The sequence below is a fragment of the Aliisedimentitalea sp. MJ-SS2 genome, assembly GCF_032586155.1.
In the GTDB taxonomy this organism is placed as follows: Bacteria; Pseudomonadota; Alphaproteobacteria; order Rhodobacterales; family Rhodobacteraceae; genus JAWHTC01.
Window position 1 is genome coordinate 179159 of record NZ_JAWHTC010000004.1, and the last position, 25574, is coordinate 204732.

Consider the following 25574-nt stretch of genomic DNA (forward strand, 5'->3'; position numbering starts at 1 on the left):
CGTTTCTCGTGTCGCAAATTTTACCCGTTGGTAAGATATCGCGCGGGGGCAAAGGGTCAAATACGATATTCTATACCTTTGCGCAGCAGAACGAGCGGCAAAAACTCCCTGTGGAGGATTAATTGGACGGCGGCACAAGCTTTCCGGGATTCATGATGTTGTCCGGGTCGAGCGCCCGTTTGACCGCCCCCATCACCGCCCAGCCCTGGCCATGTTCGGCCTGCATGTAATCGAGCTTGCCCAGGCCGATGCCATGTTCTCCGGTGGCCGTGCCGCCCATGGCCAGTGCCCGTTCGACCATTCGGTTTGAGGCGGCCTTGACCGATTTGAACTGGTCCGCGTCGGACGGATCGAACATGATCACCGAATGAAAATTGCCATCACCAACATGGCCCAGGATCGGGCCATAAAGCCCGGCCTCGGTCAGGTCGGTGGCGGTTTCGTTGATCGCATCGGCCAGGCGCGAGATCGGTACGCAGACATCGGTGACCAGCGATTTCCAACCGGGGCGCGCGGCATAGATCGCATAGGCGCCATTGTGACGCATGGTCCAGAGCGCAGTGCGGTCCTCGGGGCGGGTGGCCCAGTTGAAGCCGTGGCCGTCATGTTCGGCAATGACCTCGCCAAAGGTGGTGGCCATTTCCTCGACACCACTTTCCGATCCGTGAAATTCGACCATCAGATGTGGACATTCAGGCATGGTGGCGCCGGAATAGGCGTTGAAGGCCTTGACGGTTTCGGTATCGAGCAGTTCGATCCGTGCCATGGCAAGGCCGAGCTGGATCGTGTCGATGACCGCGCGCACGGCGTCGTCGACGTTGTCGAAGGCGCAGATCGCGGCGGTGATCGCCTCGGGCTGTCCATGCAGTTTCAGGGTCAGTTCGGTGATCAGGCCAAGGGTGCCTTCTGAGCCGACCATCAGGCCGGTCAGATCATAACCGGCAGAGGATTTGCGGGCGCGGCTGCCGGTGCGGATGATGCGGCCATCGGCCAGAACCACCTCAAGCCCCATCACATTTTCGCGCATGGTGCCATAACGTACGGCGGTGGTGCCAGAGGCCCGGGTCATCGCCATGCCACCCAACGACGCGTTTGCACCGGGATCAACTGGAAAAAAGAGCCCGGTGGCGCGTAACTCTTCGTTCAGCTCTTCACGGGTGAGGCCCGGTTGAATTGCCGCGTCCATGTCACCCTGACGGACCTCAAGCAATTTGTTCATGCGCGAGAAATCGACCACCACGCCACCGTGCACCGCCTGGGCCTGACCTTCGAGCGAGGTGCCGGTGCCCCATCCGACCACAGGCACGCGATGGGCGGCGCAGATCTTGACCAGTTCGGACACTTCAGCACTGGTTTCCGGATAGGCCACGGCATCCGGTGGTGTCAGCGGAAAATGGGTTTCAGACCGGCCATGCAGCTCGAGATCGGACTTGGAGCGCGTCAGCCGTTGGCCTAGTAATGTGGAAAGCGCATCGAGCGCATTCTGGATCGGCATCGTTCCCCCCGGTGAGATGCGGTTTCACGATCCTAGGACAAGCATGGGGCATGGGGAAGGGGAGGCGGTTCCGATTTGATTAAAATGCCGGATATTTGCCAGTCATGACCCCGGGGCCCCGATCATTCCTTGGGCAATACATGGCGTCGGCCTGGGCCGATCTGCGCCGTGCGATCGGTATCATGCGCAGCCATGGACCAAGCCAGGTTCAGTTTTGGTTTCTCGCGTTGCTGATCGGGATTGGCGCCGGGTTTGCAGCGCTGCTGTTTCGGCGCGGGATCGAAGGGCTGCAGGCTTGGGCCTATGGCACCGACGATACCGCACATATCCATTCCTTTGCCGCGACGCTGCCGTGGTACTGGCTTATCCTCATCCCGACCCTGGGCGGGTTGGCGGTAGGGCTGATCCTGCATTTTTTCACCGATGACGGACGGGTGCGGTCTGTGGCCGACGTGATCGAGGGGGCGGCAATGTACCAGGGCCGGGTCGAGGGCCGGGCCGGGCTGGCCAGTGCTCTGGCTTCGCTCATCACCCTGTCGACCGGTGGTTCGTCGGGGCGCGAGGGACCGGTGGTGCATATGGCCAGCGAGATTTCCAGCTGGATCAGCGAGCGAATCCATGCGAGCGGGATCACCGGGCGTGATTTGATGGGATGCGCCGTGGCGGCGGCGGTGTCGGCCTCGTTCAACGCGCCGATTGCTGGGGCATTGTTCGCCATGGAGGTTGTGCTGCGCCATTTCGCCGTGCACGCCTTTGCGCCGATCGTGATTGCATCCGTCGCGGGCACGGTGATCAATCGGCTGGCCTTTGGCGACGTGACCGAGTTCACCCTGCCCACAACCTCGGCCCTGGAGTTTTACGCGGAATTGCCGGCCTATCTTATTCTGGGCGTCGTCTGCGGGTTCGTTGCAGCAGCGTTGATGCGGTCGATCTTCTTTGCCGAAGATGTGGCGACCCATGTGCAGGGACGGATCGGCCTGCCCCGGTGGCTGCGTCCGGCGGTAACGGGCTTGATGTTGGGCGTGCTGGCGATCTGGTTCCCGCATGTGATTGGCGTGGGCTACGAAACCACCAGCGCAGCGCTGACCGGTAAGCTGATCCTGCATGAGGCGGTGATTTTCGCGGTGCTCAAAGTGGTCGCGGTGACGCTGACCATGGCCGGGCGCATGGGCGGCGGGGTGTTTTCACCCTCGCTCATGGTGGGCGCGCTGACCGGATTGGCGTTCGGGCTGATTGCTACCGCGATTTTTCCAGAGGTGTCGGGGTCACACACGTTATACGCTTTGGCGGGTATGGGGGCGGTGGCGGCCGCGGTGCTGGGCGCGCCGATTTCCACCACGCTGATCGTGTTCGAGATGACCGGCGACTGGCAGACCGGATTGGCGGTGATGGTGGCGGTGTCCATGTCGACGGCGATTGGCACACGGTTGGTGGACCGGTCGTTCTTCCTGACGCAGTTGGAGCGGCGCGGCGTGCATCTGGCGGCAGGGCCGCAGGCCTATTTGCTGGCGATGTTCCGGGTGGCGTCTTTGATGAAACCGTTGGGGGAGAAGGATTGCCCCAGCGAGGAAGAGCTGTGGGAGATGGTGCAGGACGGGCTTTATGTCGATGGCAACGCCACGCTGGAAAGCGCCATGCCAGTGTTCGAACGCTCGCAGGCGCTGCATCTGCCGGTGCTGAGCATCTCGGGCGAAGATGCCCCGCCGGAACTCTGGGGGGCGCTGTGCCACGTGGATGCGCTTGTCGCTTACAACAAGGCGCTGGCGGCGACGGCGGCGGAGGAGCACAGTTGAGGTAATGGTGGGTTAACACCCGCTCGACGGTGCCGGCTTAGTTAAAGGGCACATAAGTCCTGCGTTGTGCGCGTTTCGCGAGAACCAATAGGCCTGATGTTTCGCGAAACGCGTTGGATTACCTGTCTTTAGGTGTTGCGGGAACGTGCCCGAACGGGTTTAGAAACTCATCGACGCGTCAGCGGCCAAAACGGATGCAGCCATTTCGCCGGGTTTCGCCACGCCTATTCCGTCAAGCAGTACGTCTTTTTCGGCACCGGTTGCGGGCAGGTAGATCGCGCATACCTCGACCTTGGCATTGGGCATTCCGATGATCTTCTTCATCAGGCCTTGCGGGCTCATGCCTTTTGGCGGTTGTCCCTGGGTCGCGCTTTCGGGGGCGTCTTTCAACGCCAGGTCACCGGCGGAATCACACAACAGAACATGGGCCGCCGCACCTTGTTTTGCGGCTTGCATCGTCAGGACCATGGCCATGAGCTGGGTTTGCGGCTCGGCATCGGTCAGGATGGTAACCAGTTGTTTTTGTTCATCTGCCTGCACGGAAAAGGCGGCAAGCGAAATGGCCGCAGCTGTTAGTAGTTTTTTCATCAGTGATGCTCTTAGATATGAGATACTCTGCGAACGCGCGTTGGCAATTATTCCCGAGCAGGAATAAACCACATCGCGCCTATGAGTGTCATGATGCAGGTCAAGGTTTTTCAGTATCGCAAGTACAGTCCGCTAAACCCGCTCCACCGTCACCTCATCCCCGGTGTAGAACGCCAAGTGATCCTTGATCCGCGACACGCCGTCGTTGGGGGTCTCATATGACCACACCGCGTTTTCGATCGTTTTCGACTTGGTGATGATCGAAAAATACGAGGCATCCCCTTTCCACGGGCAATGGGTAGTGTGATCGCTGGTATCCAGAAGCGCCATGGCAATATCCGAGCGCGGGAAGTAGATCACTGCAGGATAGTCGCCCTCGACCAGTTCCAGCGCGTGTTTCGATTCACCCAGAACGGCACCGCCGGCGCGGACGGTCCAGGTGCCCGGTGCGGCGGCGACGGTGATTTTCGGTGCCATATGCGTATTCCCCCCGTTTGAGCGGCCAAGCCTAGCGATGAAGTGTTACGTCAACAAGTCAAAGCGGTTTTGTCGCTGCGTCCAACCATAGACGGGCGGCGTCGGAAACCCGAGGGCCGATTTTGTCGCGGCAGGTGATGTGGTAGCGGTTGAGCCAGTCGATCTCACCGGCGTCCATCATCGCAGGCAGGATCAGGCGGCGGTCGATGGGGACATAGGTCAGCGTCAGGAAATCATACATTTCGCGATCGTCAGCCCCGTCAAACAGTTCGGCCTCCTGCACCACGATCAGGTTTTCGATGCGGATGCCGAAGGCGCCTTCGCGGTAATAGCCCGGCTCGTTTGACAGGATCATGCCGGGTTTCAGCGGCACGTGAGAGACGCGGGATATCCGTTGCGGGCCTTCGTGAACGCAGAGATAGACGCCGACACCATGGCCGGTGCCGTGGTTGAAATCCTGCCCCGCCAACCACAGCGGATAGCGCGCCAGCGCATCGAGATCGCGGCCTGCCAACCCCTTGGGGAACCGTGCCCGCGAAATGGCAATCATGCCCTTGAGGACGCGGGTGAAGGCGCGGCGTTCCTCGTCGCCGGGCTGGCCGATGGGCAGGGTGCGGGTAATGTCGGTGGTGCCGTCGATATATTGGCCGCCGGAATCAACGACGATCAGCTGGCCGTCTTCGAGTGTCGAGTTGGAGGTTTCCGTCACCCGGTAATGCATCACCGCGCCATTGGCGCCGGTGCCGGCGATCGTATCAAATGAGATGTCCAAGAGCGCGTTGGTGTCGCGGCGGAAACTCTCCAACCGCTTGGCCATGTCGATCTCGGTCAGGCTGCCGGGGGGCTGGACATCGAACCAGGTCAGGAACTCGACCATGGCGGCACCGTCGCGCAGATGCGCCTCGGAGGTGGCGCTGATCTCGGCCCTTGTCTTGGTGGCCTTCGGGATCAGGCAAGGGTCTTCGCCGTGTTCAAACGCGATATTGGCCTCATCCAGTGCATGACGCACGGCCATGGGGGCCGTTTTCGGGTCAAGCCGGGCGATTCCGGTGATCGAGTGCAATGCGGGCAGGAAGGCCTGGGTTGGGCGCAGGTTGACTTCGGGGCCCAAGTGGGCGCGCAGGGCGTCGTCCACCTTTGCCGGGTCGACGAAAAGCGCCACATGGCCGTCATCACGCAGGATGGCAAAACAATGCGGCACGGGGTTACGCGGAATGTCAGAGCCGCGGATGTTCAACAGCCAGGCGATGGAATCGGGCAGGGTGATGATCGCCGCGCCGTGGCCTTCCTTTTTCAGGCCTTGCGCAAGGCGGGCGCGTTTCTGGCCATGCGGTTCCCCGGCAAGCTCGGTCGGATAGGGGGAGATGTGACCCTGCGGCGGGGCAGGTTGGTCGGGCCAGACGTGATCGATCAGGTTGTTCACAGCGGCAAAGCGGATGCCATTCGCAGAGCAGGTTTTTACCAGTTTCTCGATTTCTTCGGGCGTGTGCAGCCAGGCGTCATAGCCGACGGTGCCGCCGTCAGACAGCTGATCGTTCAGCCAGTCGCCCAACTGGACCTCGGGCCAGTTGACGGGCGTGAAATGTGCAAGATCAACCTGACGCTTGACCTGAGTGCGATAGCGGCCATCGACAAAGACCCCGGCAATGTTCGCGAGCGCAGCGCAGAACCCGGCCGAGCCGGTAAAGCCGGTGGCCCAGCTGAGGCGCTCGTCATGGGGAGCCACATATTCGCCCTGATGTGCGTCGGCGCGGGGGATCAGAAACCCGGCGAGGCCTTCGCGCACCATTTCGGTGCGCAGGGCAGCCAAGCGCGGCGGGCCCTGTTCCGGGCTGGCAGTGTCTTGGAAAGATTGGAACATGTTCGCTTCCCCTGTGGCTTGGCCCGTATTGAGCCGCGATTAGGGGCTGGGTGCAAGGGCGAATGCGGACTGTCAGGCCAGGCGCCGCCGTTTGCGGATGATCCGGATGGGCAGGTAGATCATCAGGGCCACCAGGCCGACGCCCAAGACCAGCAAACCGACGGCGGCCCATGTCAGGTAGTTTCCGCCGGAAACCAGCTTGATCGGGTTCAGGCTGTCTACGATCACCTGGCGGCCTTCGAGGGCGGCATAACGCTCGGGCATGTTGGGCAGGCCGTTGGCGTTGGTGTCAGGGAAAGTCTGGACATATTCGATCAGCGCGGCCCATTCCTTGACCTCTTGCAGACCGGCGGTGGTCGGGTCGGCGTCGATCAGGGCAGTGTCAAGATCGTCAATCGGTTGGTTGTTGGCATCCTTGGGCACGATCGTCAGGATTCCCTGGGTAAAGCTGCCGATCACCTTGAGGAAGGTGGCGTGGTAAAGGCTGGCCACGACTTTGTAAGTCTCTGTATTTGAGGGTGAATAGTCGAGCGGGACAAAGCGGCCCTCGCCGTCGTCAAGGGCGATTGCGGTGACCCGGTCGAACAGCATCCGGTTGGGGTTATAGGTAACCTTGGCACCCGAGGCGTGCAGGTAGTAATAATCGCCCTTGAGGTGGGGCAGGGTGGTGAGGACCTCGAACATCTTTTTGATCTCGGGGCCGGTCATGTAGACAGACACCAGCGGGTAGCCGATGGAGCCGTCCGAGCCGATACCAAGGGGCACGACGCGGAACAGGTCGGCCACGGTGATCTGGCCGGTTTTACCTGCGATGATGTGATCACGGATCCCGCCATTGGAATGCAGTGCCAGACGGACTCGGCTATGCGGGTCGGCGGGATCATGTTCGGCCCGGTCAGCGGCCCAGCGGGTGGCATCGGTGACCAGGTTGCCGAGGGCGGCTTCGTTTTCGTGGATCAGCAGGTCAAAGCCGGTTTCGACCACGGGTTGATCGAAACTCAGACCCAGCGGAGCGAGGGTTTGCGCGGTGACCATCTGCTTAGCGCCTTCCACCAGGGCGGTGATGTCGGGGTCGCCGGGAATGGCATCATCGACGGTGGTGTAGGTGTAACCTGCCAGCGCTATGCCTTTGTCAGTGATATCAAGGTCAAGCACACCAAGACGTTGGCCATAGATATAGGCGTGCACGATGATCGTGTTGTTTTCGACGATCGGCTCGGGCAGCACAGTGTCAGTATGGCCGCTGATAATGAGGTCGAGCCCGTCCACGGCCTGGGCGAGCAGAAGGTCCTCGGATTTCTTCGGGTTGTCATCAAGGCCGGAATGGCTGAGGCAAATGACGATATCGACGGCTTCATCGGTACGCAGTTTGGCGACCATGGCTTTTGCGGTTTCAATCGGATCGCCAAAACTGACCGGGCTGGCGAAGGGGGCGGCAAAATCGGCGTCCTTGCCCACCAAACCGAAAATCCCGACCCTGAGGCCATCTTTTTCAATCACGGTGTAGGGTTTGATCAGGCCGTTTGTGACATGGGCCTGCAGGCTGTCGTCACGCGGGTCGGCGGGATCGAAGATCAAATTGGAGGCAACGATTTCCGGCATGGCAGCCTTGCCGATTGCCACCCGGAGAATCCGGGCAAGCCCGTCAGGGGTCAGGTCAAACTCGTGATTGCCGAGGGTGGTGACTTCGACGCCCATTTCCTTGAGTAACACCAGTTCGCTGGCCTGTTGCCGGCTGATGGTGTGGAACAGCGAGCCCATGAGGAAATCCCCGGCATCAAGCACCAGGACCGGGTTGTCACGGCTCGCTTTGGCTGTCTTGATGATCGTTGCAATCCGGGCCCAGCCGCCAAGCGTGGCGTCATCGTTGACCGTGTTGGGGGTATAGTCGGAATTGGGCGAGAAGCCGAGGACATGCGAGTGCAGATCGTTGCTGTGAACGATAGTCAACTTTTGGGTTTCGGCTAATAGCGCGGGTGCGAAGCCAAACAGGATCGCGGTGAGCAGCAGCAGTGAACGTGTAAAACGGCGCATGAGCAAGGCCCCTTCCCATGGTGGCCGACCCCGATAAGGGCCGAGTCTCACCACGGGCAAGGATGCCACGTTTTACCGGTTTTCGGTATGATGTGCGTCAACGCCAAGGCCGGGGTCAGCCGGCCTTTTTGATCCCGAGGAAGCGGGCGCGGGCGCGCGGGTCGTTGTCGAACAGAGCTGCCAGTTGCTCGGTCATCGCCCCGGCCAATTGCTCGACGTCCGTGATAGTGACGGCGCGGTCATAATAGCGGGTCACGTCGTGTCCGATGCCGATGGCCAGAAGCTCGACCATGCGTTTCTTCTCGATCATGGCGATCACGTCGCGCAGGTGTTTTTCGAGATAGTTTGCGGGGTTGACCGACAAGGTTGAATCATCCACCGGGGCACCGTCGGAAATCACCATCAGGATCTTGCGGGCCTCTGGCCGCATACCCATGCGCCGATGCGCCCATTCCAGCGCCTCGCCGTCGATGTTTTCCTTCAGCAGCCCCTCTTTCATCATCAGTCCAAGATTGGGCCGGGTGCGCCGCCACGGGGCGTCGGCGCGTTTATAGACGATGTGGCGCAGGTCGTTCAGGCGCCCGGGTTGTTGCGGGCGACCGTTGCCCAGCCATTTCTCGCGGGACTGGCCGCCTTTCCAGGCACGGGTGGTGAAGCCGAGGATCTCGACCTTCACGTCACAGCGTTCCAACGTGCGGGCCAGAACATCGGCGCAGATCGCGGCGATCGAGATCGGGCGGCCGCGCATTGAGCCGGAATTGTCCAGAAGCAGCGTCACCACGGTGTCGCGGAATTCCATGTCCTTTTCGCGCTTGAAGGACAGCGGCGTCGTCGGGTTGGCCACCACCCGGGCCAGGCGCCCGGCATCAAGGATGCCTTCTTCGAGGTCGAATTCCCAAGAGCGGTTCTGCTGTGCCTGAAGCCGGCGTTGCAGCTTGTTGGCAAGACGGCTGACCGCGCCCTTTAGCGGTTCGAGCTGCTGATCGAGATAAGCCCGCAGCCGTTCCAGTTCGACCGGTTCGGCCAGGTCCTCGGCGGCGATTTCCTCGTCGAATTCGGTTTCGTAGGCTTTGTAATCCGGGTCGGCATCGGAAAGCGGCGCAGGGGGCGGGGGCTCCAAGGGGGCCTCGCCATCGGGCAGGTCGGCCTCGTCGCCCATGTCCTGATCGGCCATCTCGTCCATGCTGACTTGGGCCTCGGCTGCGTCCTGCTGGTCTTCCTGGGTCTGTTCGGGATCGGCCTCGCCAGATTGGTCCTGGCTTTGCTCGTCGCCGCTGTCGTCCTGTTGTTCCTCGTCTTCGGATTGTTCGTCCTGATCGTCCTGTTGGTCGTCGTCCATGTCCGGGTCATCGCCCAGCTGGTCACCATAGCCGAGATCGGTGATCACCTGGCGGGCAAAGCGGGCGAACTCGGCCTGATCCGATAGCGCCTCTTGCAGCCCGTCCAGCGTGCCACCGGCCTGTTCTTCGATGAAGCCCTGCCACAGTTCCATGACATTGCGCGCACCCGCAGGCAGGTCGCGCCCGGTGGCGAGGTGGCGGACAAGGTAACCGGCAGCATGGCCCAGCGGGGCTTCGGCCCTGTCAGAGATGCTGTCAAAGCCCGAGCGCGCCGCGTCATTGCCGATCTTGGCGTCGATATTGCCAGCGGTGCCGGGCATGTCGCGTGCGCCCATCGCCTCGCATCGGGCGGTTTCCATTGCCTCGTAGATGTCGCGGGCCATATCTCCGGGCGGCACGTAGCGGGCGTGGGTCTGGGCATCGTGATACTTGTGGCGCAGCGCCAGCGCGTCCGCCGTGCCGCGGGCCAGCAAGACCTCATCGCGCGACATCCGGCGCGAAACCTGAGGCAGGCGCATGGCGTCACCGGTCAGGCCCGACGGATCCACCGTGTAGGAAACCGACAGTTCGGGATCGTCGGCCATGACCTTGGTGGCCTCGGCCAATGCCTTCTTGAACGGATCGGCGGGGTTGTCGCTGGGCTTTTTCATTCAGGCATCCTCGGGCAGAGGCTCGTCGGCCCTTGCGGGCCACTTCGAGAGACCGGCGTGTAAGGGAGAGATGAGAGCGCCTTTCTCACCCCAAGCTCACGCTGGCCGCGCTTTCCGGCAGTTCCTCGTCAAAGCAGCGCTGGTAGAATTCGGCCACGGTCTGGCGTTCGAGTTCGTCGCATTTGTTCAAGAAGGTCACCCGGAAGGCATAACCGAGATCGCGGAAAATCTCGGCGTTCTGGGCCCAGTTGATCACCGTCCGCGGCGACATCACGGTCGACAGATCACCGTTCATGAAGGCGGTGCGGGTGAGGTCGGCCACGGTCACCATCTGAGCGATCTGCTGACGGCCACGCTCGGTGTTGAAATGCGGGTTCTTCGACAGGACGATCATGGTCTCGGCGTCGTGGCTGAGATAGTTCAGCGTCGCCACGAGGCTCCAACGGTCCATCTGCGCCTGGTTGATCTGTTGCACGCCGTGGTAAAGCCCGGTGGTGTCACCCAGGCCAACGGTGTTGGCGGTGGCAAACAGGCGGAAATACGGGTGCGGTGTGATCACCTCGTTCTGGTCCAGCAGCGTCAGTTTGCCGTCATGTTCCAGGATCCGCTGGATCACGAACATCACGTCGGCGCGGCCAGCATCGTATTCGTCGAACACGATCGCGGTGGGATGGCGCAGGGCCCAGGGCAGGATGCCTTCGTGAAATTCCGTGACCTGCTTGCCGTCTTTGAGCTTGATCGCGTCCTTGCCGATAAGGTCGATCCGGGAAATGTGGCTGTCGAGGTTGACCCGCACACAGGGCCAGTTCAGCCGCGCGGCGACCTGTTCGATGTGGGTCGATTTGCCGGTGCCGTGATAGCCCTGAATCATCACCCGGCGGTTATGTGAGAACCCGGCCAGGATGGCGAGCGTGGTGTCAGGGTCGAACTTGTAGGTGGTATCAAGGTCCGGCACGCGGTCGCCTTTTTCGGCGAAACCTTTGATTTTCATATCCGAATCGATGCCGAACACGTCACGGACCGAAATCTCGTCGGTGGGTTTCGCGTTGTTGTCCATCTGTCCGTCCGCCATGGTGTTCTTCCCTATCTTCCCGGCCCCTTGGCCGGTCGCGCAGCAATATCGCCCCGTGGTGCATGAAAACGCCCCCAAGCGCAAGAGGCCGGGTGGCGGAACGCGGGGTCGGAACGCCCGGCACGGGATCACGCGGAATTGTCCGGTTTGTGAAAGGGTGTTTGTTGCATGGGCTGACCGCGCTGCGCAGAAAGGGCGGCAAGGAGGAATTCGCCATGCAGAGACGCTTTCTTGTTGGAACCGCACTGGCCGGAACGGCACTGATGCTGGCGGGGATATCACCGCGCAGGGCGGCGGCCTTTGAGGTGACGCGCAGCGACGCGGAGTGGCGCGCCATGCTGACGCCCTTGCAGTACAAGGTGATGCGGCGCGAGGGGACGGAACGGGCTGGGTCGTCGCCCTTGGACAAGAATTACAAAAAGGGCAGGTATTTTTGCCGTGGCTGCGACCTGCCTCTTTATAGCTCGAAGCATAAATTCGACAGCGGAACCGGCTGGCCCAGCTTCTGGAAGGCGCTGCCGGGTGCAATCGGCACCAAGCCCGACCGGACCATCTGGGGCGTGCAGACCGAATGCCATTGCAAGCGTTGCGGTTCGCATCTGGGCCACATCTTTGACGACGGCCCGAAGCCGACCGGCAAGCGGCATTGCATCAACGGTGTGAGCCTGGTGTTCAAGCGGTGATGAGTGTTACCGCAATTCGTTAAGAAGTGTGAATATGGGCGTTCGGAGCCTTTGCGGCGGCCACAACCATGAGCTTATCCGCGCCTATACCTATCGTTTATGTTGCTGACCGCAAGTTTATGGCACCCGTTTTGCCGGTTGGGCAGGGTGGTGTCAGTCATTGTCCTTACCCAACGACATGACCTTGAGCGGCAGGGCACGGCGCCCCACCTTCAGTCGGGCTGTTCCCCAAGCAGCTTTGGATGCTGTGGCCTGCCGCTTATCCCAGATTGCAGAAAACCTGCGCAAAGCCGGTGGTTCACCTGCGCCTTGGCGCGGGTAGAGCGGATCTTGGACCGCGTTTGACAGGGGAAAGGAAGATGGATTGGTCCATAGGGGCGTTGCGCGAACCTGCTTGGGAGATCGCCGGGCAGATAGGGGCGATGTCGCCGATCATTCTGGTCTGGTTGGTCGTGATGGCGCTGATCCAGGCGCGGACCCTCACTTTGCGACAGTGCAGGGACGCGCGGATCCTGGCCGAAGGCTGGCGCGCGTAATTACTTGAAGTTCCGGCTTTCCTTGATCTGATCCCAGGCCCAGACAACCTCTTGCAGCTGCTCTTCCTGGCTGCGGTCGCCGCCGTTCATGTCAGGGTGAAGAACCTTGATCAACTTCTTGTAAGCCTTGCGGATTTCCACCTTGGTCATGGTGTCCTCAACCTCGAGGATTTCCACCGCGCGGCGTTCGGTGGGCGGCAGTCGACGGCCGCCACCGGGTTTGCCCTTGCCGGGGTTCTGGGTGGCGTTGCCGCCCAGCACCTGATGCGGATCTTCGATGCCCAGACGGGCCCAGGCGCGGGCCTCGGGGTCGCCCATCGGTTTGGTCTGACGTTCCCAGACTTTGTCCTTGGACATCTGGGCATTTAGCTCTGCCTCGGTGGTGCCGTCAAAGAAGTTCCACTTGAGGTTATACTCGCGGATGTGGTCCTTGCAGAACCAGTAGAAATCATCGAGCACATCGGGCGCCTTGGGCGCGCGATATTTACCTGCCTCTTCGCAGCCCTCCTTGTGGCAGACACGCTGCGAGGTTTCGGACGCGCCGGACATGCCACGGCGGCCGCGCGGGTTCTTCTTCTTGGCCGTCGAGACGGACATATCGAAACCGAAGGGATCGTTTTTTGCAGGCATGGGTCTTGGCACCTTTTCGACTCGGACGCAGGAGTTTACCCTAACCAGCGAAAACCGGAAGGGGTGAGGTGAGAAAAAATGAGCAGAGAGGCAGAAATCCGCAACGCACTGGAAACAGCGTTCGAGGTGCAAGAGCTTGAAATCATGAACGAATCTTCGCGTCACGCGGGGCATGGCGGGGATGACGGATCAGGTGAAAGTCATTTCGCCGTGAGGCTGCGGGCGCCGGAGCTGGGGCCATTGAGTCGCGTGGCACGGCATCGCGCGGTGCACAAGGCGCTGGGGGCGGAGCTGGTTGCGGCGATCCATGCCCTGGCGCTGGACCTCGGTTAGAGGTCAGTCGCGGCGGTAATCGTCCTCGGCCACGTGGTCTTCGGCGTGCTCTTGCCAGTGCTCGTCGGGGGTTTCGGCGGCGTAGGCCGCTTCGTCGTCGGGCATTTCAAGCTCGGCTTCGTCGTCTTCGGCGATGTCTTCAGAGACTACCGGTGCGGGGTTAACCGGCTCTTCTTCTTCCGCGCGGGCGCGGCGGAAGACCAGCAGATCGCGGTAGACGGTCTTGGAGGCTTTCAACCCGTGGCGTTCGTCACTGGGAAGGGTTTCGGCGCGCTGAAACTCCCATCCCTCGGCGGCCATTTCGTTCATAAGGGTTTGAATTGCATAGGCAAACCGTGCCTCTGCGCCCTTGATGCCCTTGCCCTTTTGGCCTTTGCGGGGGGCGGGAACGATCTTGTATTCGAAATGCGCCATTGATGGTGATCCTGAGTATTGACCGGCGCGTTGTAGCAGGGGTTTTGCACGGATTCCAGCGGTAGGATTCGGCGCGTTTTCGGGGACAAAGGTAAAGGCAGCGTCCGGGCGGGTTAACGAGCGGTGTTAACCGGATGGAAAGGGGCTGGAATCCGTCTGGTTTCCGTCGGGTATCTGTCTGGCGCGCGGTGGGGCAGGAATTTGTTAGGGAATGGGTTAACGCGGCGGGTGGTGGGTGTTGAAGGGTGTAAATTGAGGAGTTGCGGTGGATGAACCTTCACGTCGGCGAAGAACCACCCATCCTACGCCAACGCATCGAGCGCGGCTTGGATATTGCTGCGCAGTTGAGTGGCCGTTTCATAGCCGGTGTGTACCGGCTCATAGACGGTGAGTGCTTCCTGTACATGTGTAAGGGCGGTTTCGAGATGGGACCGAGGATCGGTGCAGGCGTCGTGTTCGGACCATTGGGTGTGGAGTCCGTGGATGTGTATGGGGCGTTTGTTCCCGGAAAGTCGGAACTGTACCTGGCAGCGGCGGGGTTATACGTGCTGTTGTGGGTGAGGGGGTGAGTTTCACCCGGCCTTTGGGCCGGGCAGCCCCCGACCGCCCCCATGGGCGGGGGCTTGGCCCCCACCCGCGGCCGGGGGCTGCCCTTGTATATTTGCCAAGTGGCTTAGCGGCGGATGGCGATGGCTTTGCCGGTGGTCTCGGGGCGGGGCATGGGGGCGTGGGCGGCCTTGAGGGCCTGGAAGCCCGAGAGGATCGCGGGCGGCATGGGAGCGACGCGGGGGTTGTCGCCCGATTGATCAACATGCAGACCGAGGCCTTCGCCACGGGCCGAGAGCCAGCCATCGATATGGCGCAGTTCCTGGTAGAAGTGGAAGCTTTTCTCGGTGTGGTCGATCAGTTGGAAGGAGACGCGGACCTGATCGCCGAGGTTCAGCTCGCGCATGTAGCGCATGTGATACTCGGCGGAGAAAGTGGTGCATCCCGTGCGGGTGCGATAGTCAATGCCGAAGCCGAGAAGGTCCCAGAGCTGATCGACGCCACGATCCATCAGCACGTTGTAATAGGCCATGTTGAGATGGTCGTTATAGTCGATCCATTGTGGTTCGACCGGCATCGGGTCGCTGATGAAGGGGGCGTCGAATTGCATCAGAAGGGTTTGACCACGACGGTCCAGAGGATGGCGATGGCGCCGATGACCGAGACCTCGTTGAAGATGCGCAGGAACAATTCGCTCTCGCGGAACTCGCCGCGTTTGCCGCGCACCACGAGGACGCCGGTCCAGATGTAATGCAGCGCCAGAAGCGCCACGAGGCCGAGTTTCAGGTGGGTCCATGCGGCGAAGTCCCAAAGGCTCCACGCCAGCCACAGGCCGGTGATCACGCCGATGATCGCAAGGCCCGCCGAGAAGCGGTAGAGCCGGATGGTGAGATCGCCAAGCGGGCCGAATTCGTGGATCCGGTCATATTCGCGTTTCCAGTAGATGATGGCGCGGGGCACGGCGAAGACCGAGGTCATCCAGCCCATGACAGCGAGGATATGTATGATTTTGAGCCAGTCCATGGGGCGATGAATGCCCGCATAGGCTGGTGAGTGCAAGGGGTATGGCAGCACAGGCTGTTAGACCGTGACCTCGCGGATCAGGGTGTCGAGATACGCGCGGGTTTCGTTGTCCCAATCGTCCGGGTTTTCGTCATGCGCGATGCGGGCGTGGTGGCCCATGAGTTGCCAGAGTTCGTCCTTGGTTTGAGCAGTGATGCTGGCCGGACAGGCCTCCATCCCCTCACAGTCACGGCAGGCATAGGAATAGGCTTTGGTCATGGCAGTCTCCTTTCAGGGAAAGCGCGGATAGTTGCGCGCGGTTTCGTCATAGGGCGCCCAGGGCTGGCGGTGATCGAGAAAGACGTTCGATTCCGGGGTGATTGCGCCGGGATCGTCCAAAGATGCAGCTGTGATACCTAGCTCGTCCCAGCCTTCGCCGCGGAAGGTGAGCGAGGTGCCGCAGCGGCCGCAAAACCCGCGCTGGATCCCGGGCGAGGTTTCGCAATGGGTGATGTTTCCCTTGGTGACCTTGAAATCCCCGGGCTTGGCGCCGATCCAGGTGACATAGGCCGCGCCGATCGCATGTTGACAATCGCGGCAGTGACAGTTGCCGGCATAGGTCAGTTCGCCGTTGATTTCATAGCGAACCGCGCCGCAGAAGCAGCCGCCCGAGTAGTACGTGTCGGTTCCAACCATTTTTTCCCTATCTGTTAGTTATTGCGCAGAGCACAGAGGTGTTTTCCAGTGGTTTCCTAAGGCAGTTTCGTTGGATTTTTGCGCATTTTGCGTTCATAAGCGATATATTAATTCTTCCTATCTGAAAGGAAATCTAACAGATGGACTGGAAGGTGTTGCCGTCACTGAACGCGTTGAGGGCCTTTGCGGCACTGGCCGATTGCGGGTCGTATTCCGAGGCAGGCCGGGCTCTGAACGTGACCCATGCGGCAGTCATGCAGCAGGTCAAGGCGTTGGAAAAACGGTTTGGTCTGGCGTTGGTTCTGCGATCGGGTCGCGGTATTGCGCTGACCCCTGACGGGGCGGCATTGGCCACTGCACTGGAAGCCGGGTTTGCGCGGATCGCGCGGGGCGTGCAGGCCGTCAAGGAGAGCGGCGAAAGCCAGCCGGTACAGGTCACGATGTCGCCGGTTTTTGCGGTGAAATGGCTGATGCCGCGGATCGCAGATTTTCAAAACCGGCACCCCGAGATCACGCTGATGTTAAATCCGACGGGGCGAATTGTGGACCTACGTCGGGGAGGTATGGATCTTGCCATCCGCTATGCGCCGGCGGGGCAGGAGCCGAGGGACGCAACTGTCCTGATCAAACTTGACCTCGGGATCATGGGGGTGCCGTCCCTTCTTGATCCGGCCAAGGTGAAACGGCCAGCAGACCTGCTCGGATTGCCGTGGCTACAGGAGCTTGGAACCAATGAAGTTGGAGAATGGTGTGCCCGGCGCGGGATGGATACGCGGCCTGCTCTGGTATCCCATATGCCGGGCAACCTGATCATGGAGGCGGTGACACGGGGCGACGGGATCACATTCACGGCGCGGCAATGGCTGGCGTCGGAGCTGCATGACGGAACATTGATCGAGGTGTTCCCGGAAGAGAAAAGCGGATTGTTTTACCTGCACACGCCGCCGGGCGAACCGCACCGGGGGGTGCGGACTTTCATGGCGTGGCTGAAGAAACAGGCCGCAGGGTAGGGCATCATGAGCCGAGTTTTGCTTGCACCAGTTGGTTTACCGCCTTGGGGTTGGCCTTACCGCCGGTGGCTTTCATCACCTGGCCGACGAACCAACCCGCCAGTTTCGGGTTCACCTTGGCCTTTTCGACCTGGGCGGGGTTGTCGGCGATGATCTGATCCAGGGCGGCCTCGATGGCACCGGTATCGGTGACCTGCTTCATGCCTTCGGTCTCGACAATTTCTTCGGGATCGCGGCCCGAGTCGTAGGCGATGCCAAAGACGTCCTTGGCGATCTTGCCCGAGATGGTGTCGGACTTGATCAGCTTGATGATCCCGCCCAGTTGGGCCGGGGTCAGGGGGCTGTCGCCGATGTCTTTTTCATCCGCCTTGAGACGGCCGAAAAGTTCATTGAGCACCCAGTTGGCGGCCATCTTGCCGTCGTCGCAGGCGGCGACAACGTCTTCGAAATATCCCGCGCTGGTGGTGTCGGCGGTGAGGACGCTGGCATCGTAATCGGTCAGGCCATAATCGCCGATGAAACGGGCCTTCTTGTCATCCGGCAGTTCGGGAAGCGAGGCGGCGATGTCGTCGACCCAGGCCTGTTCGATCTCCAAAGGCATTAGGTCGGGGCAGGGGAAGTAGCGGTAATCATGCGCTTCTTCCTTCGAGCGCATCGAGCGGGTTTCGTTCTTGTCCGGATCATAAAGCCGGGTTTCCTGATCGACGCTGCCGCCCTCTTCGACGATGCGGATCTGGCGGCGGGCCTCGACCTCGATCGCGGCCTGGATGAAGCGCATCGAGTTCATGTTCTTGATCTCGCAGCGGGTGCCGAGATGCGAGAAATCCTGGGTCTCCATGTATTTCTCGTACTGGCCGGGGCGGCAGATCGAGACGTTGACGTCGGCGCGCAGATTGCCGTTTTGCATGTTGCCATCGCAGGTGCCGAGGTAACGCAGGATCTGGCGCAGCTTGACGACGTAGGCGGCAGCCTCTTCCGGGCCACGGATGTCGGGGCGGGAGACGATCTCCATCAGGGCAACGCCGGTGCGGTTGAGGTCGACGAAAGACATGTTGGGGTCCATGTCGTGGATCGATTTGCCGGCGTCCTGTTCGAGGTGGATACGCTCGACCCGGACCAGCCTGGCGATGCCTTCGCCCATTTCGACAAGGATCTCGCCCTCGCCGACGATGGGTTCGTAAAGCTGGGAAATCTGGTAGCCCTGCGGCAGGTCGGGGTAGAAATAGTTCTTGCGGTCGAAGGCGGATTTCAGGTGGATTTCCGCCTTGAGGCCAAGACCGGTGCGCACGGCCTGTTCGACGCAGTATTCGTTGATCACCGGCAGCATGCCGGGCATGGCGGCGTCGACGAAGGCGACGTTCGAGTTCGGCTCGGCGCCGAATTTTGTCGAGGCGCCGGAGAAGAGCTTGGCGTTCGAGCTGACCTGGGCGTGGACCTCCATCCCGATGACGAGTTCCCAGTCGTGCTTGGCCCCCGAGATCACTTTCGGTTTCGGGGCTTCATAGGTGAGATCGAGCATGTGTCCAGCCTTACGTCAACGCAACGCTTGGCTTTTAGGACAGGGGCGAAAGAGGGGCAAGAGACAAGAACAGATCGCTTGCCCCCTGAGTCTTCGAATTCGTTTGGTTCAGGCGCGTTGCAAGCGGGCGTGGCACAGGGCGCGGGCGTCCGCTTCGGCCACCGCTCGGGCTGCTTTCGCCCGAATTCGCAGGTGGAGGTAGGGATTTCCGCACCCCGAATTGCGGCAAAGGGCGGGAATTCCGCACTGTCGGACAGCCCGGGTGCGTGGTGTGATCAGGTATATCTGGAGGGTATTGCCATGAAATTTCATCACAAGATCGTTTTGGCGGCATTGAGCTTTTCTGTTCTGGTCGCCGGGGCGCAGGCCCTGCCGGGCGCGGACGGGGCGCAGGACCTTGTCGATCCGGGTTACTGGGTGGCATTGGGCGAAAGCATGGTCGGCATGGGTGAAAACGGCTGGAGCAAAGGGTCCTGAGCCTGGCGGGAAAAGCCGCCCTCAGGCACGCTCCCATCCGAATTCACCGTCTGTGCGCTGGGCGAGGAAGCGCCTGCCCACCCCGGTGCCTTCGGGCGGCTTTGGGTGTCGGATTTGATGGCTTTAGCTTGCGTGGTGGCGTTGCCGATTGAGTATTTGAACCAGGAAGGAGATCCGTGTGCAACTCCGTCGTACCCTTTGTCTCTTTCTTTGCAAAAATACTCATTCAAACCTGTCCGCTTGGCGTTTCGCTTGAAACTGATGCACCGGAAAGCAGTCCGCCGCATTCCAGCGCGGCGCCTGCAGAGTCCGTGTGGGGCCGAGCGGAGCGAGGCCCCCTGGCGACGCCGTCAGGCGGCGCAAAGCCTCGATGGGCTGAAAGCCTCCCGGGTTTTGCGACATTTTCAGGCTTTTCTCCATCCTTCGGAGTGCCACGAATTGCCGTAGCGTTTTGGGGGCTTGGCATCGGACAAGTCCATCGGCTAGGCTCACGTCCAAGCGGCCCCGGGAGCGGTCGCAAAATGGGAGAGATACTTATGAAGATGTGGAAAACCGCCGCTGTGGCGGGTTTGGCTTTTGGCTTTGCAACAGAAGCGATGGCGACCGAATGGAACGTGTCCGTCTGGGGTAAGCGCCGCGCCTTTACCGAGCATGTCGAGAAACTGGCCGAACTGGTGAGCGCCAAGACCAATGGCGAGTTCACCATGAATATCAGCTATGGTGGCCTCAGCAAGAACAAGGAGAACCTTGACGGGATCTCGATCGGGGCCTTCGAAATGGCCCAGTTCTGCGCCGGGTATCACCGCGACAAGAACCGCGCGATCACTGTGCTGGAGCTGCCGTTCCTCGGCGTGGCGAACCTGGATGAAGAAGTCGCTGTAAGCCACGCGGTTTACGCTCATCCGGCCGTACAGGATGAAATGGCGCAGTGGAATGCGCGGCTTCTGATGACCAGCCCGATGCCGCAATACAACATCGTCGGCACCGGCGAGCCGCGTGATACACTGGCCAAGATGGACGGCATGCGGGTGCGTGCCACCGGTGGTATCGGCAACGCGTTCAAAAGCGTTGGCGCCGTGCCGACCTCGGTAACTGCGACCGAAGCTTACAACGCCATGGAAAGCGGCGTGGTCGACACCGTGGCCTTCGCCCAGCACGCGCATTTCGCCTATCGCACCATCGACATCGCCGAATGGTGGACTGCCAACCTGAACCCCGGCACGGTGAACTGTCCGGTGGTGGTCAATATCGACGCCTATGAGGCGCTGTCCGATGCCGAGCGTGAGGCGCTGGATAGCAGTGTTGACGAAGCAATCGCCCATTACCTTGATAACTACGGTAAGGTTCTGGCCAAGTGGGACGCCGTTCTGGCCGAGAAGAACGTCAAGAAGGTGATGCTGGAGCAGGGCGAGATTGACGCCTTCCGCGCCAAGGCTGCCGACCCGATCCGCGAAGCCTGGATCAAGGACATGACCGCCCAGGGCCTGCCCGCGCAGGAGCTTTATGACCTGGTCATGGAGACCCTGAAGAAACAGCGCATGTAAGCGTCCAATGCACGGCCCCGGCAGAGTGATCTGCCGGGGCTTTTTTGACATCATGCGGGGGGCAGAGCGATGGCAGGTGGGGCATCGGTTCTGGAGGATGGTTCGGTTCTAAGCCGGATCGACCAGAAATTGCACAAGATCGAGGGTTGGCTGGCGTTGATCAGCGGCGTTGGCGTGTTCATGCTGATGGTGTTGGCGGTTTATTCCGTCGGCGGGCGCAACATGTTCAACCGGCCGATGCCGGGATACGTGGACTGGATCGAGCAGCTGCTGCCGGTGATTGCCTTTCTCGGCATTGCCTATACCCAGCGCGATGGCGGGCATATCCGGATGGATATTGTTGTAGGGCGGTTGAATGGTCGTGTGTTGTGGGCCGCCGAGCTGATTACCTCTGTCGTCACGCTGATCCTGATCGTGCTGCTGATCTGGGGGACGTGGTCGCATTTCGACCGGGCCTTTGATATGGGCCGCCCGAATTGGAGTCGCGATAGTTCGATTGATATCGGGATTCCGCTGTGGCCGGCCAAGCTGCTGGTTCCCATCGCCTTTTCAGTGCTGAGCCTGCGTCTGCTGATCCAGATCTGGGGCTATGGGCGCGCATTGGTGCTTGGGTTGAGCGAGCCGGTTTCGGTGCCGATGGTGCTGTCGGCGGCGGAGCAGGCCGCCGATGAGGCGGCTATCGTCTCGGACGATGACGGTCAGGAGGCACGTTGATGGAACCGATTGAAATTGGATTGTGGGTTTCGGGCGGGCTTTTGGTTCTGGTCATTCTGGGAATGCGGGTCGCCTTTGCCGCAGGTCTGGCCGGACTTGTTGGCCTGGTGTGGATTTTCTGGGCCAAATTTGGTTACGACCCTGAGCGGTTTGGCAAGGCGTTGACCATTGCGGTGAAACAGGCGGGGCAGGTGCCCCATTCGAAGATTACAACACAGGCGCTTAGCCTGATCCCAACTTTCATCCTGATCGGCTATCTGGCCTATTACGCGGGGCTGACCAAGGCGCTGTTCGAGGCCGCCAAACGCTGGGTTGGCTGGTTGCCGGGGGGCTTGGCGGTTTCCACCGTGTTCGCGACGGCAGGCTTTGCCGCCGTATCCGGCGCAAGCGTGGCAACGGCGGCGGTGTTCGCCCGGATCGCCATTCCCGAGATGCTGCAACAGGGTTACGACAAGCGGTTCGCCGCCGGGGTTGTGGCCGCAGGGGGCACGCTGGCCAGCCTGATTCCACCAAGTGCAATCCTTGTGATCTATGCAATCATCGTCGAGCAGGACGTGGGCAAGTTGTTGTTGGCCGGGTTCATTCCGGGGGCGTTTTCGGCGCTGGTCTATGGCGGGTTGATCGTCGGTATGGCATTGATCTGGAAAGGGTTCGGGCCGCCAGTGGGCGGATTCACCTGGAAAGAACGCTTCGCTTCGATCCCGCCAGCGTTTCCGATTTTCTTCGTGGTTCTGATCATCATCTTCTTTATCTACAACCCGTTTGGCGATGCCTGGGGCACGCCGACCGAGGGGGGCGCGCTGGGGGCCGCCGTGGTCTTCATGATGGCGCTGTTTCGCGGGATGAAGTGGGCGCAGCTGAAGGATGCGCTGTTGGAAACGGCGAAGCTGTCGGCGATGATCTTCACCATCATCTGGGGCGTGCTGATCTATGTGCGCTTCCTCGGGTTTGCCGATCTGCCCGGGGCGTTTTCGGACTGGATCACCTCGCTTGAACAGAGCCCGATGATCACTTTGATCCTGATCCTGCTGGCCTATGCGGTGTTGGGGATGTTCATGGATGCGATTGGCATGCTGCTGTTGACCCTGCCAGTGGTTTACCCCGCTGTCATGGCGCTGAATGGCGGTGAGTTCGTGTCTGCTGCCGATAGTGCCTTTGGCATGTCGGGGCCGATGTGTGCGATCTGGTTTGGTATTCTGGTGGTGAAGATGGCCGAGTTCTGCCTGATCACGCCGCCCATCGGGTTGAACTGTTTCGTGGTGGCGGGCGTACGCGATGACATCAGCGTGCAGGACGTGTTCCGTGGCGTGACGCCGTTCTTCATTGCCGACGCGCTGACCATTGCCGGGCTGATCGCGTTTCCGGCGATCGTGTTGTGGTTGCCGTCACTGGCGTAAGGAATGGTGGGGTGAACCCCGCCCTACGGGATTGGCAGCGGCGCGTGAGGGGCCTATACGGCGGCCATGGCGGAGTTTGAGCGCATAAGGCGGGCGGCACGGTTGAGCGTGGCGCCGATGATGGACTGGACCGACAGGCATTGCCGGGTTCTGCATCGGATGCTGTCGCGCGAAACGCTGCTTTATACCGAGATGGTGACGTCGCCCGCGCTGGTGCGGGGCGGGGCCTTGCATCTGCTGGAGTTTTCGCCGGTCGAGCATCCGGTGGCGTTGCAACTGGGTGGGTCGGAGCCGGATGAGCTGGCCAAGGCGGCGACGCTTGGGGAAGAAGCCGGCTATGACGAGATCAACCTCAATGTCGGCTGTCCCAGTGACCGGGTGCAGTCGGGCACGTTTGGCGCGGTACTGATGCGCGATCCCGGACTGGTGGCAGAGTGCTGTGCGGCAATGATCGACGCGGTTGACGTCGAGGTGACGGTGAAATGCCGGATCGGTGTCGATGAGCAGGAGCCGGAAGACGTGTTGCCCGGTTTCCTGGATCGGGTGGCCGGGGCCGGGGTGGCGCGTTTTGCCATCCACGCGCGCAAGGCGTGGCTGCAGGGGCTGAGCCCGAAGGAGAACCGGGACATTCCGCCGCTGGATTATGATCTCGTGCTGCGGATGAAGGAACGGTTTCCCGAATTGCACCTGTCAGTGAATGGCGGGATTACCTCACTTGATGAGGCCAAGGGGTTTTTGGAGGCGGGGTTTGACGGGGTGATGATCGGACGGGCGGCTTATCATCAGCCGTCTGACATTCTGTCGCGGGCGGATGTGGAGATTTTCGGGGCCGGCGAGGCGAGCGATCCTGTGGGCGTGGCGCGGCAGATGCTGCCCTATATCGAGGCGCATCTCGGCACGGGCGGCAAGTTGGGGCAGGTGACCCGGCATATGTTGGGGCTATTTGCCGGGAAGCCCGGCGCGCGGACCTGGCGGCGGGTGCTGTCGGAAGGAGCGCACAAGCCGGGGGCCGGGCCGGAGCTGGTGGAAGAGGCTTTGGGGCATGTGATTGCTGCCGCAACGTAAGGCGGCAAAAGATTGTAAATCTGCGTGTGAATACGCACCCTGTGGTGCAGCGATAAGGGGAAGAGAATGCCGGAAATGCCGTTGCTGTTGGCCATGGTGGCCCTGTTGGTGGTGACCGGCGGGATTGCTGGGGTGCTTGCCGGTCTGCTTGGTGTGGGTGGCGGAGTTGTGTTGGTCGTAGCGTTCTTCTACGTGTTTCAGACACTTGGATTTGACGGGCCGCAATTGATGCAGGTGTGCCTGGCGACGTCGCTGGCGACGATCATAGTGACTTCGGTCCGCTCGGTCATGAGCCACAACAAGAAGGGCGCGGTGGATTGGGACATCCTGAGGGGCTGGGCCCCGGGGATCGCGGTGGGAGCGGTTCTGGGCATGTTCGTCGCCTCGAGACTGAGTTCGACCACGTTGCAAGGGATATTCGGGGTTCTGGCGCTGATCGTGGCGCTCTACCTGGCGTTTGGGCGGCAGAACTGGCGGTTGGGTGAGGAGATGCCCAAGGGGCGCGCGCGCGTGGCAACTTCACCGGTGGTTGGCTTCCTTTCGGTGCTGATGGGTATTGGTGGCGGCAGTTTCGGGGTGCCATTGATGACCCTGCACGGGGTGCCGATCCACCGGGCGGTGGCGACGGCCGCCGGGTTCGGAGTGATTATCGCGGTGCCCTCGGTGATTGGTTTCCTGTTCCTACCAATAAAAAACGCGCCGCCACTGACGGTGGGGGCGGTGAACCTTGTGGCCTTTGGTATCGTGATCGCGATGACGCTGATTACCACACCGTGGGGGGTGAAGCTGGCCCATGCGATGGATCCGAAACCGCTGAAGCGGGTGTTTGCGGCCTTCCTGGCGCTAGTGGCCATCAACATGCTGCGCAAGGCGCTGGGGTGGTAGGCGGGTTTGCCGAGAAGGGGTATTGCCGGTTCGGGTTCGACCCGGCGCTGAAGTCTTGGGCCGAGGCGGCGCTGCCGCTGGCGCGGGCGGCGGTGGCGGATCCGGAGCAGCGCGCACGGTGGCTGGTGTGCCAGGGGACGTGGTTTGTCGGTGTCGACGCGCTGCCCAACGGTGGGGACGGGGCGATTGGCGATGTGCCACTGGCGGGCGAGGCGATTGAGTTTGCCGAAGGCTTGTTCGGGGCGTTGCCGTTGCATCCGGCACAGGTGTCGGTGGTGTGGCCGGGCTATCCCAGGCCGCGACAGGGGGAAAGCGAAGCGGCGTTTCGTTATCGTGAAAAGCGGGATGCGGCGCATCTGGACGGGGTGAAGGCTTCGGGCGCGGATCGGCGGCGGCGGATCGAGGAAGCTCATGGCTGGATTTTGGGCATACCGCTCAACGAGGCCGGAGCCGGGGCGAGCCCGCTGGTGGTCTGGGACGGCAGCCACAAGGTGATGCGGGCACGGTTGTTGGCAGCACTGAACGGCATGGATGAGGCCGGATGGGGTGAGGTCGATGTCACCGAGGCCTACCAGGCCGCGCGGCAGGAGGTGTTCGAGACCTGCGCGCGTATCGAGTTGGCAGCCAAGCCCGGGGAGGCCTATCTGCTGCACCGGCTGAGCCTGCATGGGGTGGCACCCTGGCGGCAGGGGCCGGACGAGGGGCGGATGGTGGCGTATTTCCGACCGGAGATGCCAGGCGGTGTGGCAGAGTGGTTGAAGGGCTTGAGCAGCCTCATCTGACAGGTCCAGATTGATTGTTAGTGCATGATCG

At 61.3% G+C, this 25574-nt stretch carries 27 protein-coding genes; 13 read left to right on the forward strand and 14 right to left on the reverse strand.

Annotated features, from left to right (window positions below; genetic code table 11):
- Positions 1–118: 118 nt before the first annotated feature.
- Positions 119–1495 (reverse strand): FAD-linked oxidase C-terminal domain-containing protein, encoded by a 1377-nt coding sequence (locus RXV86_RS16045; RefSeq protein ID WP_316301270.1) that lies wholly within the window; start codon positions 1493–1495, stop codon positions 119–121.
- A gap of 140 nt (positions 1496–1635) precedes the next feature.
- Here RXV86_RS16045 and RXV86_RS16050 point away from each other — a divergent pair, with 140 nt between their 5' ends.
- The gene (locus RXV86_RS16050; RefSeq protein ID WP_316301580.1) at positions 1636–3288 is read left to right on the forward strand and encodes a chloride channel protein; all 1653 of its coding nucleotides are present in this window, start codon (positions 1636–1638) and stop codon (positions 3286–3288) included.
- A gap of 159 nt (positions 3289–3447) precedes the next feature.
- On the opposite strand, the gene RXV86_RS16055 is transcribed toward RXV86_RS16050, so the two are convergent.
- From RXV86_RS16055 to cobS, 6 genes are all read right to left on the reverse strand, one after another.
- On the reverse strand, positions 3448–3876 hold the full coding sequence (locus RXV86_RS16055; protein WP_316301271.1) for a hypothetical protein: 429 nt from the start codon (positions 3874–3876) through the stop codon (positions 3448–3450).
- A gap of 132 nt (positions 3877–4008) precedes the next feature.
- Complete coding sequence (locus RXV86_RS16060) at positions 4009–4353, reverse strand: DUF427 domain-containing protein (protein ID WP_316301272.1); 345 nt, start codon at positions 4351–4353, stop codon at positions 4009–4011.
- A 58-nt stretch (positions 4354–4411) separates the two neighbouring features.
- A complete protein-coding gene (locus tag RXV86_RS16065) occupies positions 4412–6214 on the reverse strand; it encodes an aminopeptidase P family protein (protein WP_316301273.1) in 1803 nt (600 codons plus the stop codon).
- Positions 6215–6286: 72 nt separating this feature from the next.
- Positions 6287–8248: a bifunctional UDP-sugar hydrolase/5'-nucleotidase gene (locus RXV86_RS16070; RefSeq protein WP_316301274.1), complete on the reverse strand. Its 1962-nt coding sequence runs from the start codon at positions 8246–8248 to the stop codon at positions 6287–6289.
- Positions 8249–8363: 115 nt separating this feature from the next.
- Positions 8364–10238: a cobaltochelatase subunit CobT gene (gene cobT / locus RXV86_RS16075; protein WP_316301275.1), complete on the reverse strand. Its 1875-nt coding sequence runs from the start codon at positions 10236–10238 to the stop codon at positions 8364–8366.
- A gap of 85 nt (positions 10239–10323) precedes the next feature.
- Positions 10324–11310: a cobaltochelatase subunit CobS gene (cobS, locus tag RXV86_RS16080; protein ID WP_316301276.1), complete on the reverse strand. Its 987-nt coding sequence runs from the start codon at positions 11308–11310 to the stop codon at positions 10324–10326.
- A gap of 215 nt (positions 11311–11525) precedes the next feature.
- Between cobS and msrB the strand changes: the two genes are divergently transcribed.
- Positions 11526–11993, forward strand: a complete 468-nt coding sequence (msrB, locus tag RXV86_RS16085; RefSeq protein ID WP_316301277.1) for a peptide-methionine (R)-S-oxide reductase MsrB — start codon at positions 11526–11528, stop codon at positions 11991–11993.
- A gap of 359 nt (positions 11994–12352) precedes the next feature.
- Complete coding sequence (locus RXV86_RS16090) at positions 12353–12529, forward strand: hypothetical protein (protein ID WP_316301278.1); 177 nt, start codon at positions 12353–12355, stop codon at positions 12527–12529.
- Here the strand turns inward: RXV86_RS16090 and RXV86_RS16095 are convergent, their stop codons facing one another.
- Positions 12530–13159 (reverse strand): J domain-containing protein, encoded by a 630-nt coding sequence (locus RXV86_RS16095; protein ID WP_316301279.1) that lies wholly within the window; start codon positions 13157–13159, stop codon positions 12530–12532.
- Between the two features lie 78 nt (positions 13160–13237).
- Here RXV86_RS16095 and RXV86_RS16100 point away from each other — a divergent pair, with 78 nt between their 5' ends.
- Positions 13238–13492, forward strand: a complete 255-nt coding sequence (locus RXV86_RS16100) for a BolA family protein (RefSeq protein WP_316301280.1) — start codon at positions 13238–13240, stop codon at positions 13490–13492.
- A gap of 3 nt (positions 13493–13495) precedes the next feature.
- Here RXV86_RS16100 and RXV86_RS16105 read toward each other — a convergent pair whose 3' ends face one another.
- Positions 13496–13906, reverse strand: coding sequence for a hypothetical protein (locus RXV86_RS16105; protein WP_316301281.1), 411 nt, complete (start codon positions 13904–13906; stop codon positions 13496–13498).
- A gap of 269 nt (positions 13907–14175) precedes the next feature.
- Between RXV86_RS16105 and RXV86_RS16110 the strand changes: the two genes are divergently transcribed.
- A complete protein-coding gene (locus RXV86_RS16110; RefSeq protein ID WP_316301282.1) occupies positions 14176–14475 on the forward strand; it encodes a hypothetical protein in 300 nt (99 codons plus the stop codon).
- A gap of 104 nt (positions 14476–14579) precedes the next feature.
- Here the strand turns inward: RXV86_RS16110 and RXV86_RS16115 are convergent, their stop codons facing one another.
- The 4 genes from RXV86_RS16115 to RXV86_RS16130 are packed head-to-tail and all read right to left on the reverse strand — an operon-like array spanning position 14580 to position 16150.
- Entirely contained in the window at positions 14580–15062 is a 483-nt protein-coding gene (locus RXV86_RS16115; protein ID WP_316301283.1) for a thioesterase family protein, read from the reverse strand.
- Positions 15062–15475, reverse strand: a complete 414-nt coding sequence (locus tag RXV86_RS16120) for a CopD family protein (RefSeq protein WP_316301284.1) — start codon at positions 15473–15475, stop codon at positions 15062–15064. Before RXV86_RS16120 ends, RXV86_RS16115 begins: the two co-directional genes overlap by 1 nt.
- A gap of 57 nt (positions 15476–15532) precedes the next feature.
- Positions 15533–15733 carry a DUF1059 domain-containing protein gene (locus RXV86_RS16125; protein WP_316301285.1) on the reverse strand — a complete coding sequence of 67 codons (201 nt, stop codon included), beginning with the start codon at positions 15731–15733 and terminating at the stop codon, positions 15533–15535.
- A gap of 12 nt (positions 15734–15745) precedes the next feature.
- The gene (locus RXV86_RS16130; protein ID WP_316301286.1) at positions 15746–16150 is read right to left on the reverse strand and encodes a GFA family protein; all 405 of its coding nucleotides are present in this window, start codon (positions 16148–16150) and stop codon (positions 15746–15748) included.
- 140 nt (positions 16151–16290) lie between these two features.
- Between RXV86_RS16130 and RXV86_RS16135 the strand changes: the two genes are divergently transcribed.
- On the forward strand, positions 16291–17160 hold the full coding sequence (locus RXV86_RS16135) for a LysR family transcriptional regulator (RefSeq protein WP_316301287.1): 870 nt from the start codon (positions 16291–16293) through the stop codon (positions 17158–17160).
- A 4-nt stretch (positions 17161–17164) separates the two neighbouring features.
- Here RXV86_RS16135 and gatB read toward each other — a convergent pair whose 3' ends face one another.
- Positions 17165–18679, reverse strand: coding sequence for an Asp-tRNA(Asn)/Glu-tRNA(Gln) amidotransferase subunit GatB (gene gatB / locus RXV86_RS16140; protein WP_316301288.1), 1515 nt, complete (start codon positions 18677–18679; stop codon positions 17165–17167).
- 300 nt (positions 18680–18979) lie between these two features.
- Between gatB and RXV86_RS16145 the strand changes: the two genes are divergently transcribed.
- The 7 genes from RXV86_RS16145 to RXV86_RS16175 all read left to right on the forward strand — a co-directional run bounded on the left by RXV86_RS16145 (position 18980) and on the right by RXV86_RS16175 (position 25543).
- Complete coding sequence (locus tag RXV86_RS16145) at positions 18980–19156, forward strand: hypothetical protein (protein WP_316301289.1); 177 nt, start codon at positions 18980–18982, stop codon at positions 19154–19156.
- 542 nt (positions 19157–19698) lie between these two features.
- On the forward strand, positions 19699–20700 hold the full coding sequence (locus RXV86_RS16150; protein WP_316301581.1) for a C4-dicarboxylate TRAP transporter substrate-binding protein: 1002 nt from the start codon (positions 19699–19701) through the stop codon (positions 20698–20700).
- A gap of 69 nt (positions 20701–20769) precedes the next feature.
- Complete coding sequence (locus RXV86_RS16155; RefSeq protein ID WP_316301290.1) at positions 20770–21414, forward strand: TRAP transporter small permease; 645 nt, start codon at positions 20770–20772, stop codon at positions 21412–21414.
- Entirely contained in the window at positions 21414–22811 is a 1398-nt protein-coding gene (locus RXV86_RS16160; RefSeq protein ID WP_316301291.1) for a TRAP transporter large permease, read from the forward strand. Before RXV86_RS16155 ends, RXV86_RS16160 begins: the two co-directional genes overlap by 1 nt.
- Positions 22812–22877: 66 nt before the next feature.
- A complete protein-coding gene (gene dusA / locus RXV86_RS16165) occupies positions 22878–23876 on the forward strand; it encodes a tRNA dihydrouridine(20/20a) synthase DusA (RefSeq protein WP_316301292.1) in 999 nt (332 codons plus the stop codon).
- A gap of 66 nt (positions 23877–23942) precedes the next feature.
- Positions 23943–24761 carry a sulfite exporter TauE/SafE family protein gene (locus RXV86_RS16170; protein ID WP_316301293.1) on the forward strand — a complete coding sequence of 273 codons (819 nt, stop codon included), beginning with the start codon at positions 23943–23945 and terminating at the stop codon, positions 24759–24761.
- A complete protein-coding gene (locus RXV86_RS16175; protein ID WP_316301294.1) occupies positions 24755–25543 on the forward strand; it encodes a hypothetical protein in 789 nt (262 codons plus the stop codon). The genes RXV86_RS16170 and RXV86_RS16175 overlap by 7 nt, the downstream gene beginning before the upstream one ends.
- Positions 25544–25574 lie beyond the last annotated feature (31 nt).

Excerpts from the sequence above, each read along its gene's own strand:
- RXV86_RS16065 (WP_316301273.1), bottom strand. The coding sequence starts at position 6,214 with ATGTTCCAATCTTTCCAAGACACTGCCAGCCCGGAACAGGGCCCGCCG.
- RXV86_RS16050 (WP_316301580.1), top strand. The coding sequence starts at position 1,636 with ATGGCGTCGGCCTGGGCCGATCTGCGCCGTGCGATCGGTATCATGCGC.
- RXV86_RS16110 (WP_316301282.1), top strand. The coding sequence starts at position 14,176 with ATGAACCTTCACGTCGGCGAAGAACCACCCATCCTACGCCAACGCATC.
- RXV86_RS16090 (WP_316301278.1), top strand. The coding sequence starts at position 12,353 with ATGGATTGGTCCATAGGGGCGTTGCGCGAACCTGCTTGGGAGATCGCC.
- RXV86_RS16130 (WP_316301286.1), bottom strand. The coding sequence starts at position 16,150 with ATGGTTGGAACCGACACGTACTACTCGGGCGGCTGCTTCTGCGGCGCG.
- RXV86_RS16135 (WP_316301287.1), top strand. The coding sequence starts at position 16,291 with ATGGACTGGAAGGTGTTGCCGTCACTGAACGCGTTGAGGGCCTTTGCG.
- RXV86_RS16115 (WP_316301283.1), bottom strand. The coding sequence starts at position 15,062 with ATGCAATTCGACGCCCCCTTCATCAGCGACCCGATGCCGGTCGAACCA.
- cobT (WP_316301275.1), bottom strand. The coding sequence starts at position 10,238 with ATGAAAAAGCCCAGCGACAACCCCGCCGATCCGTTCAAGAAGGCATTG.
- RXV86_RS16055 (WP_316301271.1), bottom strand. The coding sequence starts at position 3,876 with ATGAAAAAACTACTAACAGCTGCGGCCATTTCGCTTGCCGCCTTTTCC.
- RXV86_RS16070 (WP_316301274.1), bottom strand. The coding sequence starts at position 8,248 with ATGCGCCGTTTTACACGTTCACTGCTGCTGCTCACCGCGATCCTGTTT.
- gatB (WP_316301288.1), bottom strand. The coding sequence starts at position 18,679 with ATGCTCGATCTCACCTATGAAGCCCCGAAACCGAAAGTGATCTCGGGG.
- RXV86_RS16150 (WP_316301581.1), top strand. The coding sequence starts at position 19,699 with ATGTGGAAAACCGCCGCTGTGGCGGGTTTGGCTTTTGGCTTTGCAACA.
- RXV86_RS16160 (WP_316301291.1), top strand. The coding sequence starts at position 21,414 with ATGGAACCGATTGAAATTGGATTGTGGGTTTCGGGCGGGCTTTTGGTT.
- RXV86_RS16105 (WP_316301281.1), bottom strand. The coding sequence starts at position 13,906 with ATGGCGCATTTCGAATACAAGATCGTTCCCGCCCCCCGCAAAGGCCAA.
- RXV86_RS16100 (WP_316301280.1), top strand. The coding sequence starts at position 13,238 with ATGAGCAGAGAGGCAGAAATCCGCAACGCACTGGAAACAGCGTTCGAG.
- RXV86_RS16045 (WP_316301270.1), bottom strand. The coding sequence starts at position 1,495 with ATGCCGATCCAGAATGCGCTCGATGCGCTTTCCACATTACTAGGCCAA.
- RXV86_RS16155 (WP_316301290.1), top strand. The coding sequence starts at position 20,770 with ATGGCAGGTGGGGCATCGGTTCTGGAGGATGGTTCGGTTCTAAGCCGG.
- RXV86_RS16120 (WP_316301284.1), bottom strand. The coding sequence starts at position 15,475 with ATGGACTGGCTCAAAATCATACATATCCTCGCTGTCATGGGCTGGATG.
- msrB (WP_316301277.1), top strand. The coding sequence starts at position 11,526 with ATGCAGAGACGCTTTCTTGTTGGAACCGCACTGGCCGGAACGGCACTG.
- dusA (WP_316301292.1), top strand. The coding sequence starts at position 22,878 with ATGGCGGAGTTTGAGCGCATAAGGCGGGCGGCACGGTTGAGCGTGGCG.
- RXV86_RS16095 (WP_316301279.1), bottom strand. The coding sequence starts at position 13,159 with ATGCCTGCAAAAAACGATCCCTTCGGTTTCGATATGTCCGTCTCGACG.
- cobS (WP_316301276.1), bottom strand. The coding sequence starts at position 11,310 with ATGGCGGACGGACAGATGGACAACAACGCGAAACCCACCGACGAGATT.
- RXV86_RS16170 (WP_316301293.1), top strand. The coding sequence starts at position 23,943 with ATGCCGGAAATGCCGTTGCTGTTGGCCATGGTGGCCCTGTTGGTGGTG.
- RXV86_RS16125 (WP_316301285.1), bottom strand. The coding sequence starts at position 15,733 with ATGACCAAAGCCTATTCCTATGCCTGCCGTGACTGTGAGGGGATGGAG.
- RXV86_RS16145 (WP_316301289.1), top strand. The coding sequence starts at position 18,980 with ATGAAATTTCATCACAAGATCGTTTTGGCGGCATTGAGCTTTTCTGTT.
- RXV86_RS16060 (WP_316301272.1), bottom strand. The coding sequence starts at position 4,353 with ATGGCACCGAAAATCACCGTCGCCGCCGCACCGGGCACCTGGACCGTC.